The sequence below is a fragment of the Roseofilum acuticapitatum BLCC-M154 genome, from assembly GCF_030068475.1.
Classification (GTDB): domain Bacteria; phylum Cyanobacteriota; class Cyanobacteriia; order Cyanobacteriales; family Desertifilaceae; genus Roseofilum; species Roseofilum acuticapitatum.
In genome coordinates this window covers 283,725-303,361 of the sequence record NZ_JAQOSP010000006.1, presented here as the reverse complement: position 1 = coordinate 303,361, position 19,637 = coordinate 283,725, and the positions used below count along the sequence as shown (strand labels likewise).

The 19,637-nt window shown below is 46.5% G+C and carries 16 protein-coding genes; 8 read left to right on the top strand and 8 right to left on the bottom strand.

Annotated elements, in window-relative coordinates; translation table 11 throughout:
• Positions 1-205: 205 nt before the first annotated feature.
• From PMG71_RS02160 to ftsY, 3 genes are all read left to right on the top strand, one after another.
• Positions 206-961 (top strand): biliverdin-producing heme oxygenase, encoded by a 756-nt coding sequence (locus PMG71_RS02160; RefSeq protein ID WP_283751997.1) that lies wholly within the window; start codon positions 206-208, stop codon positions 959-961.
• 138 nt (positions 962-1,099) lie between these two features.
• On the top strand, positions 1,100-2,494 hold the full coding sequence (hemN, locus tag PMG71_RS02155; protein ID WP_283751996.1) for an oxygen-independent coproporphyrinogen III oxidase: 1,395 nt from the start codon (positions 1,100-1,102) through the stop codon (positions 2,492-2,494).
• 144 nt (positions 2,495-2,638) lie between these two features.
• Positions 2,639-4,177 carry a signal recognition particle-docking protein FtsY gene (gene ftsY, locus PMG71_RS02150; RefSeq protein WP_283751995.1) on the top strand — a complete coding sequence of 513 codons (1,539 nt, stop codon included), beginning with the start codon at positions 2,639-2,641 and terminating at the stop codon, positions 4,175-4,177.
• Positions 4,178-4,579: 402 nt separating this feature from the next.
• Here the strand turns inward: ftsY and PMG71_RS02145 are convergent, their stop codons facing one another.
• Genes PMG71_RS02145 through PMG71_RS02135 form a run of 3 tightly spaced genes read right to left on the bottom strand, consistent with a single transcriptional unit; the run spans position 4,580 to position 8,930 of the window.
• Positions 4,580-5,167 (bottom strand): Uma2 family endonuclease, encoded by a 588-nt coding sequence (locus tag PMG71_RS02145; RefSeq protein WP_283751994.1) that lies wholly within the window; start codon positions 5,165-5,167, stop codon positions 4,580-4,582.
• 16 nt (positions 5,168-5,183) lie between these two features.
• Positions 5,184-6,164, bottom strand: a complete 981-nt coding sequence (locus PMG71_RS02140) for a hypothetical protein (RefSeq protein WP_283751993.1) — start codon at positions 6,162-6,164, stop codon at positions 5,184-5,186.
• 39 nt (positions 6,165-6,203) lie between these two features.
• Entirely contained in the window at positions 6,204-8,930 is a 2,727-nt protein-coding gene (locus tag PMG71_RS02135; protein WP_283751992.1) for a DUF3536 domain-containing protein, read from the bottom strand.
• 348 nt (positions 8,931-9,278) lie between these two features.
• Between PMG71_RS02135 and PMG71_RS02130 the strand changes: the two genes are divergently transcribed.
• The 3 genes from PMG71_RS02130 (at position 9,279) to PMG71_RS23780 (ending at position 11,449) form a co-directional block, all read left to right on the top strand.
• The gene (locus tag PMG71_RS02130) at positions 9,279-10,664 is read left to right on the top strand and encodes a dolichyl-phosphate-mannose--protein mannosyltransferase (protein ID WP_283751991.1); all 1,386 of its coding nucleotides are present in this window, start codon (positions 9,279-9,281) and stop codon (positions 10,662-10,664) included.
• A gap of 142 nt (positions 10,665-10,806) precedes the next feature.
• Positions 10,807-11,154 carry a nucleotidyltransferase family protein gene (locus PMG71_RS02125; RefSeq protein WP_283751990.1) on the top strand — a complete coding sequence of 116 codons (348 nt, stop codon included), beginning with the start codon at positions 10,807-10,809 and terminating at the stop codon, positions 11,152-11,154.
• Positions 11,114-11,449 carry a HepT-like ribonuclease domain-containing protein gene (locus PMG71_RS23780; protein ID WP_347179179.1) on the top strand — a complete coding sequence of 112 codons (336 nt, stop codon included), beginning with the start codon at positions 11,114-11,116 and terminating at the stop codon, positions 11,447-11,449. The genes PMG71_RS02125 and PMG71_RS23780 overlap by 41 nt, the downstream gene beginning before the upstream one ends.
• 108 nt (positions 11,450-11,557) lie before the next feature.
• On the opposite strand, the gene PMG71_RS02120 is transcribed toward PMG71_RS23780, so the two are convergent.
• Positions 11,558-11,767, bottom strand: a complete 210-nt coding sequence (locus PMG71_RS02120; protein WP_283751989.1) for a hypothetical protein — start codon at positions 11,765-11,767, stop codon at positions 11,558-11,560.
• A gap of 30 nt (positions 11,768-11,797) precedes the next feature.
• Positions 11,798-12,028, bottom strand: coding sequence for a hypothetical protein (locus tag PMG71_RS02115; RefSeq protein ID WP_283751988.1), 231 nt, complete (start codon positions 12,026-12,028; stop codon positions 11,798-11,800).
• A 236-nt stretch (positions 12,029-12,264) separates the two neighbouring features.
• Between PMG71_RS02115 and trpB the strand changes: the two genes are divergently transcribed.
• Positions 12,265-13,497: a tryptophan synthase subunit beta gene (gene trpB, locus PMG71_RS02110; RefSeq protein WP_283751987.1), complete on the top strand. Its 1,233-nt coding sequence runs from the start codon at positions 12,265-12,267 to the stop codon at positions 13,495-13,497.
• Between the two features lie 273 nt (positions 13,498-13,770).
• Here the strand turns inward: trpB and PMG71_RS02105 are convergent, their stop codons facing one another.
• The 3 genes from PMG71_RS02105 to PMG71_RS02095 form a co-directional block, all read right to left on the bottom strand.
• Positions 13,771-14,856, bottom strand: coding sequence for an ATP-binding protein (locus PMG71_RS02105; RefSeq protein WP_283751986.1), 1,086 nt, complete (start codon positions 14,854-14,856; stop codon positions 13,771-13,773).
• A 296-nt stretch (positions 14,857-15,152) separates the two neighbouring features.
• Positions 15,153-16,367: an alginate O-acetyltransferase AlgX-related protein gene (locus PMG71_RS02100; RefSeq protein ID WP_283751985.1), complete on the bottom strand. Its 1,215-nt coding sequence runs from the start codon at positions 16,365-16,367 to the stop codon at positions 15,153-15,155.
• Positions 16,354-17,487, bottom strand: a complete 1,134-nt coding sequence (locus tag PMG71_RS02095; RefSeq protein ID WP_283751984.1) for an alginate O-acetyltransferase AlgX-related protein — start codon at positions 17,485-17,487, stop codon at positions 16,354-16,356. The genes PMG71_RS02100 and PMG71_RS02095 overlap by 14 nt, the downstream gene beginning before the upstream one ends.
• 216 nt (positions 17,488-17,703) lie before the next feature.
• On the opposite strand from PMG71_RS02095, the gene PMG71_RS02090 reads away from it, so the two are divergent.
• Positions 17,704-19,632 (top strand): carbamoyltransferase family protein, encoded by a 1,929-nt coding sequence (locus PMG71_RS02090; RefSeq protein ID WP_283751983.1) that lies wholly within the window; start codon positions 17,704-17,706, stop codon positions 19,630-19,632.
• Positions 19,633-19,637: the final 5 nt, after the last annotated feature.

Below are 19,637 nucleotides of genomic sequence, written 5' to 3'. Positions count from 1 at the left end.
TTTAATCTCAATTTCGGGTAATTGGATAAGAGAAGCGGGAGCATCTTGCTCCCTAGGTTTTTAGGGTCTGTCCGCGAAGTCCAAATGAAGGAGGGATTTATTAAGTTTTAATACGGTTGGCTTGCTGAAAGAGATCTATCGCTATAAAGTAATTGAATTATCAAACCTCAGCAAAAAAGTAGTTTACTTTTAAGAGATACGAACCATGAGTAGTAATCTAGCCAGTCAACTGCGGGAAGGAACGAAAGAATCCCATACTATGGCTGAAAATACGGCCTTTATGAAGTGTTTTCTCAAAGGAATTGTGGAACGGGAGCCTTTTCGCCTGTTAACCGCAGATTTGTATTTCCTCTATAGTGCCCTGGAAGAAGAAATGCAGCGCCACAAAGATCATCCGGCGATCGCCCCCATTTATTTCCCGGAACTAGAGCGCAAAGCGAAATTAGAGGAAGATCTGGCCTATTACTATGGGGAAAATTGGCAAGCCCAGATCGCTCCTTCACCCGAAGGGCAAAATTATGTTAACCGTATCCAGGAAGTTGCTAATACTGAACCCGCTCTTTTAGTGGCTCATTGTTACGTTCGCTACATGGGAGATCTTTCTGGCGGTCAGGCGTTGAGAAATATTGTCCGTTCAGCGTTGGATTTGCCCCCAGATAAGGGAACTGGACTCCATGAATTTGACCAAATTCCCACGGTTGAAGCCAGAAGAGCCTTCAAAGGGAAGTACCGCGATGCTCTGAATGAACTGCCGGTTGATGATACCTTGGCTCAACAGATTGTTGATGAGGCTAATTTAGCCTTTCGACTCAACCGTAATGTTTTCCACGAACTCGAACCAGCAGTCAAAGAGGCGATCGGCGATCATGTATTCGATTTGATCACCCGACAGGATAAACCCGGCAGTACCGAAAGGACACCCGGCCAAAGCTCCGTTGAGTTAGTCGCAGCCGCCGAATAAGTATTTTTCTTGGGCATTGATATTAGCCCTGTGGGTCAGGGACTTGCCATGGTATCCAATACTCTCTTTTGCTCCAAGTCCCTGAACGATAACAAGATTTGAAAACCCCAAACCCAGATAATTAAGGTCATAAAAATTATGCCACAAACAGCAACCGTAAAATTTGACTCCAATTTACTCAAAAAATACGATAAACCCCTACCCCGATATACCAGTTATCCTCCTGCAACAGAACTTAAAGCTGATTTTAGCGATCTGGATTTTAGAACAAGTATCGCCGTTGGGAATCATAAAAAAACACCCATTTCCCTTTACTGCCATATTCCCTTTTGCGAAAGTGCCTGTTATTTTTGTGGGTGCAATACTCTAATCACCAAAAATCGAAAAATTGCCGATCCTTATTTGAACCGCGTTGCCCAGAATATTGCTCAGGTGTCTTCCCTAATTTCACCCAAAAGAACAGTTAATCAGCTCCATTGGGGAGGAGGAACACCTAACTATTTGAATTTCAATCAGCTTGAGTTCTTGTGGGAGCAATTTCAGGAGAATTTTAATTTCGATAAAGAGGCTGAAATTTCCATAGAAATCAATCCTCGATATATCGATAGGAATGGGATCTTTTTTTTAAGAAGCTTAGGCTTCAATCGGATTAGTTTTGGCATCCAGGATTTTAACCCTCAAGTTCAAGAAGCGATCAATCGGGTGCAACCCGAATCCATGCTCTTTGATGTAATGAGTTGGATTCGAGAAGCAGAATTTGACAGTGTGAATGTCGATCTGATTTATGGACTGCCTTTTCAAAATCTGGAAACGTTTAAGAATACCGTTGATAAGACTATCAAACTCGATCCCGATCGCGTGGCAATTTTCAACTTTGCCTATGTGCCTTGGATGAAACCGATTCAGAAAAAAATCCCCTTTGATGCTCTCCCTGAACCATCGGAAAAACTGGATATTTTTCAAATGACTATTGAAGAATTGACAGAGGGAGGATATGTGTTTATTGGCATGGATCATTTTGCCAAGCCTGATGATGAGTTAACCCAGGCTCAGAAAGCTGGAGAGCTGCACAGAAACTTTCAGGGATACACGACTAAACCGGAATCCGATTTATTTGCTTTTGGCATGACTTCGATTAGTATGCTTGAGGATGTCTATATTCAGAATCATAAGAAGCTAAAAGACTACTATCGAGCAATTGATGAGGGTATTCTGCCGATTGAAAAAGGAGTTCGCCTGTCTCAAGATGATATCATCCGCAGGGCAGTAATTATGGAGTTGATGTGCCAATTTGAGCTTTGCAAAAATACGATCGAAGAAAAGTATCACTTGCATTTCGATCTAGAGTTGGATGAATATTTTGCCAGAGAAATTGAGGAGTTACGTTTACTCGAAGCGGATGGATTGGTGCGGTTGAATGGGCATAAAATTGAGGTGACCCCAACCGGTAGATTGCTGATCAGAAATATTGCTTCTATCTTTGATGCTCGCACCAGACAGCGCCAGATGACTGGTTTTTCTAGGACGATTTAAGCACAATTAAGGATGAATTCATGGGACTGGGTTGGCGGGTGGTTAGGAGAATTGGCGATCGCCAATCCTTACTTTTGTCTAACGCTCAATGGTACACTGTAGGTTACGCTCTCACTGTTCCTCCTACCATCTGCACGTAATCCTATGGTCTTTAATTGGTTTCGCCGCCAGTTTAATCGCTCTGAGTCCCCTGCACCTGCTCCTGAACCCCAACCGGAGCAGTCAGAGCAACCGGAACAGGCTGAACCAGAGAAAACCCAAGAGGGTGTAGATTATCTGGCTTGGGCTAAGGCGGCTTATCAAAATATTCAACAACAAGAAGCCGAAAAGTCTTCTGAAGTCGAGGAGAAAGTAGAAGCACCGGAAGCAGAAGTACCCCCTGAAGAACCTGAAGACCAGGAACCTGTGGTTGAACCCTCGGAACCCGAAGCAGGGGTTGAGAGTACCACCGCACCGGAACCGGAGTCAGAACCTGAAAGTGAACCGGAAGCAGAAGTTGAGAGTACAGCCGAACCAGAGCCGGAGCCAGAACCCGAACCTGAACCCACTCCAGCCCCCCTCTCTTTCCTAGAGCGAGCTAAAGCGGAGCGGGGAGCGCGGTTAGAAGAGCTAAAAGAAAAGGCGGTTGAAACAGTCGAACCGGAAGAAAAACCGCGCCGTTCTCCCGCACCTGAAGAGTTAGATGAAGATTTCCTTTGGTCGGCTGAGGTACTCGCGAAACAAGGCAGACGACCGGATGAAGTGTCCGTAGAAGAGATTAATTGGTTACAACAGTTGCGCCAGGGATTGGGCAAAACCCGGCGCGGATTGATTAATCAATTAAAGGCGGTTGTGGGTCAAGGGCCGCTGAATGATCGCGCCGTTTTAGAAGTCGAATCCTTGCTATTACAGGCAGATGTAGGCGTTGAAGCAACGGATCGCATCATCGAACAATTACAAACCAAACTGCGCGAAGAAAGTTTACCGCCAGAACAGGCGATCGCCTACTTAAAGCAACTCCTCCGTGATATTCTCGACTATCCCGGTGGCAAAGCCTACGATACAACCTTTGCCCCAGAACCAGATGTCCTCAATATCTGGATGTTAACCGGAGTCAATGGAGTCGGCAAAACCACCACTATTGGTAAATTAGCGCACTTAGCCACAAAATCCGACTATCAATGTTTAATCGGTGCAGCCGACACCTTCCGAGCCGCCGCCGTAGAACAAGTCAAAGTTTGGGGAGAGCGCACCGGAACCGATGTGATTGCCAATCCTGGTAAAAACACAGACCCGGCGGCAGTCGTTTATGATGCTATCACCGCCGCACAATCGCGAAAAGTAAACCTCTTACTCGTAGACACGGCTGGACGACTGCAAAACAAGAAAAACCTCATGGAAGAACTCAGCAAAATCCGCCGCATCATTGACAAAAAAGCCCCCGATGCCAAAGTAGAATCCCTCTTAGTTTTAGATGCCACCCTCGGTCAAAATGGCTTACGTCAAGCCCAAGTTTTTGCCGAAGTTGCCCAACTCAGTGGAGTCGTTTTAACCAAATTAGATGGCACAGCTAAAGGGGGTGTGGCTCTAGCCGTCTCCCAACAGCTTGGGTTACCTATCCGCTTTATCGGTGCAGGAGAAGGCATTGAAGATTTACGTCCCTTTTCCAGCTATGAATTTGTGGAAGCTCTCATCAGTGGATAGTGTAATATCAAGTCCGGTTTCCGCAAGCGGACATGAAAATTTGTTAAGAAGCGGGCAAGATGCCCGCGCTCCTCGAATTCTTTGATATGACTGGAGTGGGAGCATCTTGCTCCCTGGATTTTTAATTAGGGTATTTCCGCTTCGCGGACATGAATAAGCGAACTTGATATAAAGCCAGGAGTGCGAGCATCTTGCTCGCTAAGATTACCCATCTTGCTCGCTAAGATTACCCATCTTGCTCGCTAAGATTACCCATCTTGCTCGCTAAGATTACCCATCTTGCTCGCTAAGATTACCCATCCTGCTCGCTAAGATTACCCATCCTGCTCGCTAAGATTACCCATCTTGCTCGCTAAGATTACCCATCTTGCTCGCTAAGATTACCCATCTTGCTCGCTAAGATTACCAAATCGTCGCTAAATCCAAGACAAAACCCGGTAAAACAGACTCTCCGGATACCGTTTGCGGATTATCTAAAATTTCCACATCCTGCTGAGGGCGATACACTTCCACTTGTCGCCGTTTGCGATTAATCAACCAGCCTAACCGCGCTCCATTGTTCAGATATTCGGTCATTTTAGCTTGAGTTTTTGGTAAACTGTCACTCGGAGACATTAGTTCAACGACAAAATCGGGACATAAAGGCGCAAATCGGTCTTTTTCTTCCTCAGTCAACTGATTCCATCGCTCTAGTTGTACCCAAGAAGAATCGGGAGCGCGATTAGCTCCATTGGGCAGTTGAAAACATCCGCTAGAATCAAAGACTTTACCCCGTTTAGTTTGCCGATTCCAAGCACATAATTGAAAGTTTAAATCAGAATTACGCTCGCTGGTATTGCCTCCAGTCGGTGGCATGACAATCAATTCCCCTTGAGCGCTTCTCTCAAATTGTAAATGGTCATTCTCGTGGCACAGTTGCCAAAATTGTTCATCGGTTAAGTTGATTTTGAGAGCCAGTTGGGGCGGTAAAGAAATAACGGATGTTTCCATGAATAGGGAATTGCCCTTATTGCTGATTGCTGAGTGAGGTTGTTGGCTCAATCAAACCATATCCCCTGGGACGAATGGAGCCAGAAGGAGCGGTGAATTGAGGTTGAGGGTTGAAAGGATTGGGTGGTGTTAATTCGTTATCGGTATTGACAAAAGGAGATAAGCGACTATAACCAAAACTCCGAGGCTCTGAGGGAGAAGCAGAGGAAGAAGTAGGAATTTGTGGGGGAGAATAGCGCGATAGGCTGGTTTGGGGCAGTTGAGGGCTAGAGGTGACTTTGGTGGTGACTTTGGTGGTTAAGTTGGGTGTGAAGATACTGGACGTATAGGTGGGTAAATTGGAGTCAACTGACTCTACTTGCTCATCCTTGTCTGGGTTGAGGATAGATGTGACGGTTGGATACAGATAACTGTTACTATTATCCTTGTTTTCCTCTGGTTCGGGTTGAGCCGGTTTTCGACTCCAGTAGGGAACAGAAGAAACTAGAGGATGGGAAGCGGACAAAGGACTTTTTTTCTGATTTTTTCCCTTTGGGGTAGATGGGGAAAGGTCAAAAGAAACGGAGAGGGAAGGAGGGGATAAACTTTCAATTTCTTGACCAATTTCTTCTAGGGATAAAGCGGCTATTACCTGTTGGAGTTCTGAGTCGCTTAAAATATCTGAGCCTGTGGGTAAGGTGGAGTCAAATTCTTCGCTTTCCTCTGGTCGAGCAAGGGAGGGTTGGACGGGATCGATATTTTGCACCCTTTCCAGGGTATCTTGCAGGGTATTGATATAGGGAGTGATGGGACTCAGGAGAGTCTGAAGATTGCTGGAAATGTTGTTTCCCATCTGATTGAGGGTATCTGGGTTTGCCATGGGTTTCCAGAAAATGGCGATCGCCCCCGACAGAGGTATAAATACCCACCATAACCCGCCCCGTCTCCAGTTTATGCTCGATAATAGGCCCCATTTGGGGATAAATAAGTTCCGGGTTTGGCGATGGGAACGTTTCATAGCTCGACTCTCCTTTGAGCTGCTCAAGGGGTTAGGACATTACTCTAAGCGTTCTAACCATACGCTAACATCAATGGCCAGAGTTTGGCCCAGACGCAGCAGGCGACGGCTTTGGGGTAAGTCCAAGGTCATCTGAACTGGGGTCTCCGCGCTCTCTAGGATATCGCCTCCCTCTGAGTCATTTAAGGAAGAGGTGGGGATACCAAAACAGCGAGGAATGATCTTACTGTGCAGATAACTAAAGTATAGCTCTTGACAGCGAGTTAAGCATAATCCCACCTGCAAACTAGAGGATAGGTCGATCAATCGCTCTAAGCGCTCCAGATGATAATTTAAGCTGGTGGGGTCTTCATTTTGCAGCACTTCCCAAAAGCCGAGTAAGGTTAGGCGCTCTAGGAGGTCTTGAGCATCAGGAATGGTGAGATGGCAATGGAGAGATTTGGCTTCTTTGGCGATCGCCTCCAATTCTAGCAGCAAACTCAACCCTTCTGGTGAGGCAAAATTGTCCGGTTTCAGAGCAGTCAACAGACTCAAACAGCGCTGGGACAACGCCATACTTGCGGCTACCTGTAACTCTGCCGGTGGGGGCAGATTGTCCCGGTGAAATGCCCGTAATACCCCATAATTATCCCGATACACTTGGGTATACAACTGATCCACCCGGTTTAAGGTTTCCTGGGTCAAAAGGGTCATGATCCTTAGCCGCTCTTCTGCAAACAGATTGTCTAAACTAAACGTCTGGTCGCCAAACCACTCAGCCATGCCTAAAATTACATTAGCAGCACTCGCCTGTTGCAGTGAATTAAACAGACTTTCTTTAATCGATAGATAGGATCGACGGTTCGAGAACGGTTGCACGCAGCAATGGAAATCCCATCCTCCTAAATGAAGGACAGCAAACACAAAATGGCCCCCTTCCCTGGTGACTTCAGAGGTGAGGTTAATTTCTCCCACCGCTAACATCAGAGAACCCATGCGCTGGAGTTGATAATCCTGTTGTTCCACCAAATAACAGTAGAGGCAAAACTCTTTCTCTGAGGGACTGGATTTTTCCTGGGTAATAGACAGCCCTTTGTGAGCAGTTGGATAGCTATTAAACAGGGAACTAATGGCAAAATGGGCGACGACTTGCTCTAAGTTCACTTGGGAGGTAATCACATTTTTGTCATAGACTCCTGCTCCGGTTCCAAAGATATCGACATTACTGGGAGCTTGGGCGAGTTGACTGAGAAAATCGGTTTCTAAATCTTTACCCGTCACTTCCCTTGCCAACTCGATCGCCCGACTTGCATATCTTAAAATTTGCGTGCCTTCCGGTCGAGAAATTTCTTCAAAGAACCAGCCGCAACTGGTGAACATTAACAGAGCATGGCGCTGCATTTCCAGTAAGCGTAAGGCGTTGATCTGTTCGCTCGGTTCTAGGGGATGGGTTTGATGATGGCTTAAAAAGCGATCCACATTATCCCAATGGCGGTTATTAATGACTTCCACATACTCATCCCGTGCCTTCCAGGGGTCTTGAAAGATCTCATATCCCTGGGTTTCATAAATGTCCACCAATTCATCCCGCAAATGGTTGAGGGCATCTCGCAGGGGTCTGCGCCATTTTTGATGCCATCCGCCCCCACTGGCACATCCGCAATCTTCTTGCCATCGTCCGACCCCATGGGAGCAACTCCAAGCGGTGACGGGTTTAAGTTGGACTTCCCAGGTGGGGGGATGTTGGCTGAGATAGTGGCCAAAGTTGCTGATGTTCCAGCCTCGGTCGGGAAATTCCCGCAAGAAGGCATAGGCGAGGGTTTTTTCGGTTCCGCCTTTGTGGTGGCCGAAGGTTTCGCCGTCGGTGGCGACGGAAATAATTTGGCTGGGGCGATCGTCCGTGTGGATGGCATGGGCTAGGCGTTCGCTCAGGTCGTAAGAGCTACTGAGGGCATCGCTAAAGCCCATATCGCTGGAGATGGGGCCATCGTAGAAGAAGATATCTAAGTAACGACCATCGGCGATAAAACAGCGATAGGGCTGGGTGGGATCGATGCCGGAGTCGGCCACATCGTACCATTCGGGATCGGGGTTGTCTTGGGTGGGTAGGGGGCGACAGGTTTGGGCTTGGGAGGGGGCGAGGATGGTGAATTTAATGCCCTCATTAATCAAGGCTTCAACGGTGGGATAATCGATCGCCGTTTCTGCTAACCACATGCCTTCGGGATCGCGCCCAAACCGGGATTTGAAGTCATCTTTCCCCCAGCGAATTTGGGTGTATTTATCCCGTTCGTTGGCGAGGGGCATGATGATATGGTTGTATACTTGGGCGATCGCATTGCCATGGCCGCCTAAGCGCTGACAACTTTTGCGATCGGCTTCTATGATCCGTTCATAGACTTGGCGATCGTAGCGCTCTAACCAAGCCATTAAGGTGGGGCCAATATTGAAGCTCAGATACTCAAAATTATTGATGATCCCAATGATTTCACCCCGGTCATTTAGCACTCTCGCAAAGGCATTGGGACGATAGCATTCATGATAGATTCGCTCGTTCCAATTGTGAGAAGGGGCAGCACTCGGTTGGCGCTCAATCTCATTCAGATAGGGATTTTCGCGGGGCGGCTGGTAGAAGTGACCGTGAATGGTCACACAGACTCCTAAATTAACTTGATCCCCAGATTCTTGGTCTCGATCCCCATCTTTTTCTAGTAAAGAAACTTCGGGAATCGGTTGTGAATCAGGGAACACTGTTCCATCGGTTAGGAATTGGGAAATAGACACCACAGCTAATCAGACCTCCAGTTAGGCAATCCAGAAATATAAGCGTTAATTAAAAACTTATAAATGGCTCGATTGTTTATAAATCGTAATGTTGACTCGCTAAAACATTTATTTTTGTATCATCGTCAATCAGCCATTTATAGTGTATCTCAGAGTGCCAATTTTCTGGATGAATAAATATAAAGATATGCTTAATTACCCAAAAATGAGATCTAAATAGCAATTCTCTCTTCTATGGAGTACAGCTTGAAGTCTTAGACCCTAACCCATACAACCTTTTGCCTCTTGCCTCTTGCCTCTTGCCTAGCGCCAAGCGCTATACTATTCCCCATTCCCCATTCCCCATTCCCCATGTCCAAATCTCATCCGACTACCATTGGATCAACTCTTCCCTGGTTTAGCGGCGGTTTATTGCTGCTGTGGATCATAGCTTTAGGATTACGATTTTGGGGATTAAACCGATTTAATACTCTGGTTTTTGATGAAGTTTATTTTGCCAAATTTGCCCAAAATTATTTAGACAAAGCGCCGTTATTTGATGCCCATCCTCCCCTGGGAAAGTATCTGATTGCCGTGGGAATGGCACTATCAGATTACTTTTCTTGGGGCGATCCATCAGTCACCAATGATTTAACCGGTTCCCTGCGCTCTCCCTTTAGCTATCGCTGGCTTAATGCCTTCACCGGATCGTTGATTCCTTTGGTGGTTGCGTGGCTCAGTTATCAGTTAACCCACCGCAAAAGTTATGCCCTTTTATCGGCGGGATTAATGACCATAGAAGGCTTGTTTTTAGTTGAATCTCGCTATGCATTAATCAATATTTATTTAGTATTATTTGGATTGCTCGGCCAGGTGTTCGGATTATGGGCTTTGCAATCTGTTAATCAATGGCGCATTTTAGGGCTGATTTTATCGGGGATAAGTTTTGGATTATCGGCTGCGGTGAAGTGGAATGGGTTGGGGTTTTGGCTGGGATTTTGGGGCGTAATTGTCGCGATTAAGCTCTGGGAAGGTTGGGGTAAGGGCGATCGCCAATCTCCCCATTTATCTCCCAATCTATCATGGTACGATCGCGCCGCCGAGTTCAAGCTGTGGTCACTTCCCCTCTATGGCTTCATCCTACCCTATCTCACCTATGCCCTAGTTTGGATTCCCCATCTTCAGCTCAATCCTGAGTATAGTTTCTGGCAGATGCAAGGGGAAATTATCGGCTATCATAACCGCATTGGTGGCGGTGAAGAAGTCCATCCCTATTGCTCCTCTTGGTTTAGTTGGCCCTTTTTAATCCGTCCCGTAGCCTATTATTATCAAGCCGTTAACGATGGGCAAGTGATTTTTGATGTTCACGCCTTCGGAAATCCCTTATTATGGTGGGGTGCAACCTTGGCGATCGCCACCCTATCCCTGTGTCTATTACAACGTCATCAATCCCCCACTCTCTTCAATCTCTCCCTCTATCTCGGCTTCAATTATCTCGCCAACTGGCTCCCCTGGAGCTTAGTCAGTCGCTGTGTATTTCTCTATCATTACATGGGCGCTCTCCTCTTTTCCATTCTAGCCCTCAGTGTTATTTTGGAGAGCTGGCTGTATCATGAGCAGCCAAAATTTCGGCAGTTAGCTATAATCACTTTAGGGATGATGGCGATCGCCTTTCTCTTTTGGCTCCCCATCACCCTCGGACTCCCCCTCTCCCCCCAAGCCTTCCGTCTACGCATGTGGTTCAACACCTGGATTTAAGATCAATTAACAATTAACAATGGGCGGGTTATACCCAAATCTAGGATACCCACAAATCAATTCCCTAAACCCGCCCCGCTACCGTGATGAACCGTTATAATCGCAGAACCCCCATTACCCTGCCGCAGGAAATGCTGTATCCATGAACTCTCTATCGAGTCCCATTGATCGACATATTGATTGGCCTCAAGAGCAAATTAACCGCTTTTGCCAGCACTGGTTGGTGACAGAACTCTCCCTCTTTGGGTCTATCCTGCGCGATGACTTTCATGCCGATAGCGATATTGATCTGCTCATTGCCTTTGCTGATGATGCCGATTGGAGTTTATTTGACCATATCCAAATGCAACAGGAATTACAATCCATTTTGCATCGTAAAGTTGATTTAATTAGTAAACGAGCCATTTTACGCAGCCCAAACCCCATCCGTCGCCAAGAAATCCTCTCCACTGCCCAAGTGGTTTATACCGACCAGACCCATACCAAGTAGAGACCAAGAAACGCTCTTCGACATTCAACGAGCGGCTGAAAAAATTAATCAATTTAAGCAAGGTCTGACTCGACAGGACTTTTTAGCGGATGAGAAGACCCAATCGGCGATCGTTTTTCAACTCCTGATTATCGGTGAGGCAACCAAACGTTTATCCCTGTCTCTACGTCAACAGTATCCTCAGCCTTGGTCATTGATGGCAGGTATGCGAGATAATTTAATTCATGAAATGGTTTTAATCATATTTAGCCTCAAAGATCAGTCGCCAGTAGGGGCGGGTTATACCCAAATCTAGAATACCCACAAATCAATTCCCTAGGAACCAGAGAAACCCGGTTTCTCCCAGAAACCGGGTTTCTAAACCTCGCGAAGGTTTTTCTGATACTGTTGTTCTAATTATAGGCTAACTGAAAGATAGTTTGCGCTCTGAAGTCATACAATCTTGCAAATAAAGATCGATTAGCTCCTGACAAGAGATTCCTTGCTCTTGAGCCATAGCTTCAAAATATTCAATGACCTCAATTCTCAAAGAAAGAGTCACTTGTTTTTTTAACTGCTTGGCAAAAGGATTAGGTCTTCTTTTTAGTCTTGAAAGATCGTATTCCATTTTCATTGATTAATAATTGTTCGTTCATTTTCTTCCTTAACGATCCCACTCTTCTCTGAGCGTATGTAGATTAGGAATATCCTCTCTTGCTTGCCACATCCCCCTAGCTTGACGCATTAAATCTAAGCGCTTTTTATTCTGGTAACTCTCGATCAATTCTTCAATCGCAGAAGTAATTACTTCCTGTTCAGATTTGCCAGTCAGATGAACAATTTCTATCAGAGCTTGTTGATTTTGTTCACTGAAGTAAATTACAGTTTTTCTCATAACTAATTCTAGATTAATCCAATTCCATTATAGAGTAAACCTAAATGAGTTATGTAGCGATCGCCCCTCATCCCCCTACCCCCTTCTCCCGCGGGAGAAGGGGGAAAAAGTCAAGAATCCCGTGGGAGAGGGATATAGGGAGAGGGCATCCCCCCCATCCCCCCATCCCATATTGATGGGACGCTCACAGGTGCTTAAAATGAGATGGTGTCCCATTCGTATCATCTAGAACCACTGTGACTACCACTCCAATCAATCCTCCTCAAACCATCGCCTCCGTACCCGATCGCCTCGGCCGGTTTGGTCAGTTTGGCGGCAAATACGTACCAGAAACCCTCATGCCTGCCCTAGCCGAACTAGAGCAAGCCTACGATCGCTATCGCCACGACCCCGAATTCCAAGCCGAACTACAGGGCCTGCTCCGGGATTATGTCGGTCGTCCCAGTCCCCTCTACTTCGCCGAACGCCTCACCGCACACTATCGTAAACCCGATGGCACGGGGCCCCAAATCTATCTCAAACGGGAAGACCTCAACCATACGGGCGCTCATAAAATCAATAATGCCCTCGCTCAAGTTCTCCTGGCCAAGCGCATGGGTAAACAGCGCATTATTGCCGAAACCGGAGCCGGACAACATGGGGTCGCCACGGCCACGGTTTGCGCCCGGTTTGGTTTAAGCTGCGTCATTTATATGGGCGTTCACGATATGGAGCGCCAAAAACTGAATGTCTTTCGGATGCGACTGTTGGGGGCTGAAGTGCGTCCTGTGGAAGCGGGAACCGGAACCCTCAAAGATGCCACCTCAGAAGCCATTCGCGACTGGGTAACGAACGTGGAAACCACCCACTATATCTTAGGTTCCGTTGCCGGGCCCCATCCTTATCCGATGATGGTGCGCGACTTTCACACCATTATCGGCGAAGAAACCCGCTCCCAAGCTTGGGAAAAATGGGGCGGACTGCCAGATATTCTCCTCGCTTGTGTGGGGGGTGGCTCGAATGCCATGGGACTCTTCTATGAGTTTGTCAAAGAGAGTTCGGTACGTCTGATTGGTGTGGAAGCTGCCGGAGAAGGGGTGAATACCCATAAGCACGCGGCTACCCTCACCCAAGGCCAGGTGGGCGTTTTACATGGAGCCATGAGCTATCTGTTGCAAGATGAAGATGGTCAGGTGATTGAAGCTCATTCGATTAGTGCGGGCTTAGATTATCCGGGAGTGGGCCCGGAACATAGCTATTTGAAGCAGACGGAACGGGCTGAATATTACAGCGTGACCGATCAAGAGGCAGTGGCGGCTTTTGAGCGACTCTCGAAATTAGAGGGCATTATTCCCGCTCTAGAAACCTCCCATGCGATCGCCTATTTAGAAACCCTCTGTCCCCAACTCGAAGGCAGTCCCCGCATCATTATCAACTGTTCCGGGCGCGGTGACAAAGACGTGCAAACCGTAGCTCAATACTTGGGTTAAGGCTGGGGATGGGGAGATGGGGGGATGGGGAGATGGGGGGATGGGGGGATGGGGGGATAAGCGAAGCTCTCCAATTACCCATTACCCATTACCTATTACCAGCGCAAAGCGCTTTTAAAATAAAAAAACGCCCCACGAGTGGGCGTCCATCAGGGTGCATCAACTTCAATATAGCATACAAATGAGGGGTGTCACCCCCCACCCCCTATATTTTTTCATCAGAATTTTTTATGGAAAACGACTAGAACCATTATGAGAAGCTGACTTGGTGGATTATCGAGGGAGACGAATGGTAAAGGTTGTGCCGTGTCCATCTTGAGATTCAAAGCTAATCTCGCCCTGGTGTGCATCGATAATGGATTTGGCGATCGCCGTTCCCAGTCCAGTTCCCCCCCGTTTCCCATGGGTAACAAAAGCCTCAAAGAAGTGTTCTTGAATCGACTTCGGAATACCTGGGCCATTATCCCGAATCTGGATCTGTACCCATTCCGCCTGAGTTTTGGCTCTCACTTCAATGCGCCCACCCTTACCTTCAAACGCTTCTACCGCATTGGTAATAATATTTTGCAGCACCCTCAACAGCTTATTGAGATCGGCATATATTTCTACCGGTTCAATCTCCGTCACCCACTCCACGTTGGCCGACTGCAAGTAAACGCGATTGAGCTTTTCAAATTGCTTAAATAACTCCGAGACTTGCATCGGTTGCCGATAGAGAGTCGAATGGCCCTTAGAAAACTCTAAAACCTCTTCAGCCATGCCCAACATGCGGCTAATTTGTGCTTGAATCAGATCGCACCATTCTTGAGTGTCTTCATCGGAATGCATCTCTTTGAGCATAGAGCTGGAGAGCTGAATCCCATTAAAAGGACTTTTGAAATCATGAATAATCGTATTCACCATTTCCCCCACCAACACCATTTTTTGTTTATGCACAATTTGATTCACATATTGGGTGGTGGTGATGCGAATATGGTGGATAATATGGCGAAAGACCGCTAAGACCACTTCTCCCTTGCTATGTTGTAAAATTTCCATCAGCTTATCTTGGGGAATTTTCGCTAATATTGTTTCTTCAGCGGCCATTGCTCTGGCGCTCCTCGGTTTGCCATCTAAGACTCCAAATTCTCCAAAAAAATCATTTTCCTTGGCTAAGGCGATCGTTTGGTGTTTCTCGGTATCGATCATCTTGCTAAATTCCACTTGACCGGCTAACACCAGATAGAGTCCATCGGGAACTTCACCTTCCTCAAAGATGACAGTCGGTTGCTCAAACTCGGTAATAGTCGCCAGATCGCACAGTTGAGCCACTTGATCGGGTTCAAAATAACTAATAAACGGGTGGGATTCCAACTTCATGGGCCATACTCACCTTGAATCTTAAAGATGGCAATAATGTTAATGCAATCCTAATGGACTGGCTTCATTTTACCGGACTCCAGCCATGACCTAAATGAATAATTGTTACTGACGCGATCTCAATTAACGATCTTCAGGTTGGACGCAATCCGAAATTAAAAATTTAGGGAGCAAGATGCTCCCACTCCAGTCATATTAAAGAATTCGAGGAGTGCAGGCATCTTGCCTGCTTCTTAACCAATTTTCATGTCCGCTTGCGGAAACCGGATTTGATATTAATTGTTAATTGTTAATTGTTAATTGTTCATTGATTGTAACCTCTGAAATAACAGATTCGCCGCCAATTGATTGCCCGTTAAATTCCAATGGGTATCGCGCAAAATATACAAAACTTGTTCTTTTCCCGCTTCTTGAAATGGCTCTAACATATCCAAATAGTCAATACCATGAGCTTCCAAAGTCTCAATCACTACTTTTTGCGGCAGCTCTAAATCATAATCTTCAGGATTGAGTTCATAGGCGGTGAAAATCTTATTGGCAAGGGTTTGATCGATTTGGTATTCTGAAGGATAAATCGCGACCAAAAAAGGAATATTTTTTGCTTTTAAGATTTCTGCCATTTCTACCACGGCTTGCAAGGAATATTCAAACTGAGGGGTAAATTTTCCCGCTTCATAGTCAGGAATGTTATTTATTTCTAGTTTCCACCGTTCAATCTCTAAAAATGTTTGTTCTGAGTACAGAGCTGGAGGGTCTGGACTAGGATTAGGATCGGGAGTGTCTTGGGCGATCGCGCTTTCCATCAGTTCAAACTTCCCTTGAGTTTGCTGTTGTGCTTGTTGCAGTTTCAGTTGCTCCTGAAATATACGGTAGCGCTGCTGTAAAAATAATCCAACTCTCGATTTGCCGATTAAGGGATATCCGAAGAGCTTCACCTCTTTGGTGCGATCGACATCAATAAACGTATCGTTAAGAACAATCCGTTTTTGATTCACCGGGGTATGTAAATCATTGCCCACAAAAAAGCCCAACACGACTAAATCGGGACTAAACTTTAGCCCATATTTTTTCAGCATCCCCAAATACATGGGTGGATCAGCCATGGGAAACCCCACATTAATCACCTCGACTTTAGGCGCTCCATAATAGTCTTCAAACTGTTTTTCGAGGATTGCCGTATAGTTTCCGTCTAAATTCCCTGCCCAGCTATAGGAATCTCCAATCACCACAATGCGGTAATTCCCCGGTGCTTTCTCTAGGGGGTAGTCGCGATCGTTAAACCCATATTCGTTGGTTCCAGGAGTATCTGGATTCACTCGAAATCCCAGGTCTGGATCGTACTGAAAAAAGCCCTTAAACAGATAGGGTTCTGCTACAATCATAAACAATTCTGCCGTTAGCAAAGGCACACCGATGCACAGAAGCCCTAAAAATCCCCAATTGATGAATTTACGAATATTGAGTTTTGATGACCCTTTGATTTTATGGTCTTTTTTATTAATTTTTAACATAGTCTAATAGATTTTGATATAAAATATCTGATGCCAATTGATTACCGGCGAGATTCCAATGGGTATCTCTGAGCAAATATAAGGTTTCGGTTTCTCCAACTTGACGGAAGCGATCGAGCATATCAATATAGGGGATTCCTTCTCTATCCAGAAACGCAATCAGTAACTTTTGCATCAACTCTAAATCGTAGTCTTCTCGATTGAGGTCATAGGTTTCAAACAGTTGATCGGTTAAGGCTTGGTTCACTTGAAACTCATCGGGATAAATCGCTACCTTAAAGTCAATTTGGCGGTCGGCCAAAAGTTGCTTGATTTGGGCAATGCTCTCAAACAGATATTCGATTCTATCATCATATTTCCCTTCTGCGTGGGCCTTGAGGTTACAAAACTCTAATCGAGCGCGTTGAATTTTTAAGAAGGTTTCTTCTGTAAATGTTCCCTGCTCCTCTGGTGGGTTAGCCCATGCTGGCTGTTCAAGGGTGGCTGTTTCTCGAAAAACCTTATATTTTTGTTCAATAAACATCCAGAGGCGAGACTTAAAAATAATCGGATAGCCTAAGATCTGGATTTCCTTGCGCTTATCAATATCAATTTGAGTATCATTGACCACAATGCGCTTGCGGTAGGGGTCAGCATCGATAAAATCATTGCCGACAAACACCCCCAAAACCACTAAATCAGGTTGATATTGCAAGCCGAACTTTTCCAACATGATTAACTGTTCCCCGGCATGGGTCATGGGATAACCCGCGTTAATGACTTCTACGGGGGGTAAATCTGGGGTTTGAGCGAACTGATTTTCGAGTAATGCGGTATAGTTGCCCTCTAAACCCCCCGCCCAGTTGAAGGAATCGCCAACAATGACCATTCTGGCTGTGCCAGGGATACGTTCGAGGGGATAGTCTTGGTCGTTAAATCCAAACCGGTTGGAGCCTAACATATTGGGTCTCACCCGAAATCCCATATCCGGGTCATACTGGTAGAAACCCTTGAAGAGAACGGGATCGAGTAGGATCATGGCTATCTCAACGGTAATCCAGGGAATGCCAATCCAGCAGAGCAAGAGAAGGGCAATTTGAGAGATTTTATTGACTTTGAGAGGTTTTGTAGGTTTAATCATTAAGAAAGTTTACAAAATAAACACACCTGAAGGGTCTGCCTAGCGATCGTAATCATTAAGGTAGTCCCAGACAAGATAGGAGCGAACCCATGTTCGTCTTCCCAGAAACAAGCGATCGCAGTGCTTATAGAGTAAACCCTAAGTTACAATCTCTATTCATGATCCCAAAAAAATCCCAAAATTGGCTTAAATTAACTGGTGTAGGGGTGAACTAATATGAAGATCCTAGGAATTTCAGCGTTTTATCACGATAGCGCGGCGGCGATCATCTGCGATGGTGAAATCGTAGCCGCAGCCCAAGAAGAGCGATTTTCGCGCAAAAAACACGATCCACGGTTTCCGAAACATGCGATCGCCCATTGCCTGGAAATGGCCCAAACCACGATCTGTGACCTAGATCATATCGTCTTCTACGACAAACCCCTACTCAAATTTGAGCGGCTCCTAGAAACCTACCTAGCCTATGCCCCCAGAGGGTTCCGGTCATTCCTGGCCGCCATGCCCGTCTGGTTAAAAGAAAAGCTCTATCTGAAAACCGTATTAAGAACCGAACTCTCAGAAATCGGCCAGTGCAAGAAAACCGAGCTGCCCAAACTGATGTTCACCGAGCATCACCAGTCCCACGCAGCCTCTGCCTTCTTCCCCAGTCCCTTTGAAAGGGCTGCCGTTCTCTGTCTCGATGGGGTCGGCGAATGGGCCACCACCACCGCTTGGCTCGGAGAAGGAAACCAGCTCATTCCCCAATGGCAAATTGACTTCCCCCACTCCTTGGGTTTACTCTATTCTGCCTTCACCTACTACACCGGCTTCAAAGTCAACTCTGGGGAATACAAACTCATGGGACTCGCGCCCTATGGGGAACCGAAATATATTGATACTATCCTCAGCAACCTGATTGATGTCAAAGAAGATGGCACATTCCGGTTAAACATGGATTACTTCAACTATGCCACCGGTCTCACCATGACCAACAGCAAGTTTGATGACCTGTTTGGCGGCCCTCCCCGGAAACCGGAAACCCCCATCAGTCAGCGAGAAATGGATATCGCCAGTTCCATCCAATGGGTTACCGAAGATGTGGTTCTCCGTCTGGCCAATACGGTGAAAACAGAACTGCAAGTGGAAAACCTCTGTTTAGCCGGTGGGGTTGCCCTCAACTGTGTGGCCAATGGTCGCATTTTGCGCGAATCTGGCTTTAAGGAAGTTTGGGTGCAACCGGCCGCTGGGGATGCGGGTGGTGCATTAGGCGCTGCGCTGTCTGCTTGGTACGAGTACCACAGTATGCCCCGCACCGTGAAACCGGAGAAAACACCGGTAATGGTCAGCAGTGCCAAAGAAACCGCCACTGCTACAGTGGGAACCTTAACCTCAGAAAAAATTGCTGTTCCCGTACAAGACCAAATGCGCGGGTCGTACTTAGGGCCAAAATTCTCCGATGCGGAAATTCTGGACTATCTGGACTTGGTGAAAGCCTCCTATGTGCGCCTCGATGATGCCGAACTCATGCCCCGGTTGGCGGAAATTCTAGCTACTGACAATGTGGTGGGATGGTTCCAAGGGCGGATGGAATTTGGCCCCCGTGCCTTGGGTGGACGCTCCATTATTGGTGACCCCAGGTCGCCGAAAATGCAATCGGTGATGAACCTGAAAATTAAGTATCGGGAGTCTTTCCGTCCTTTTGCTCCTTCGGTTCTGGCCGAGCGCGTATCGGACTATTTTGAGCAATATAGCCCTAGTCCCTATATGTTGATGGTGGCTCCAGTTAAGGAGTCTTTGCGAATTCCGATGACAGAGGAGCAAAAGCAACTCTTTGGGATTGAAAAGCTCAATATTCCCCGGTCAGAAATTCCCGCTATCACTCACGTGGACTATTCTGCTCGTATTCAAACGGTTCACAAGGAAACGAACCCCCGCTATCACAGCTTAATTAGTCATTTTGATAAGCTGACTGGTTGCGGACTGATTGTAAATACGTCGTTTAATGTGCGCGGAGAACCGATTGTTTGTACTCCGGAAGATGCCTATCGCTGCTTTATGCGGACTGAGATGGATTATCTGGTTCTGGAAAACTTCTTGCTGGCTAAGACTGACCAACCCGCTTGGGAGAAAGATGAGTCTTGGAAGACGGAGTTTGAGTTGGATTAGGTTTT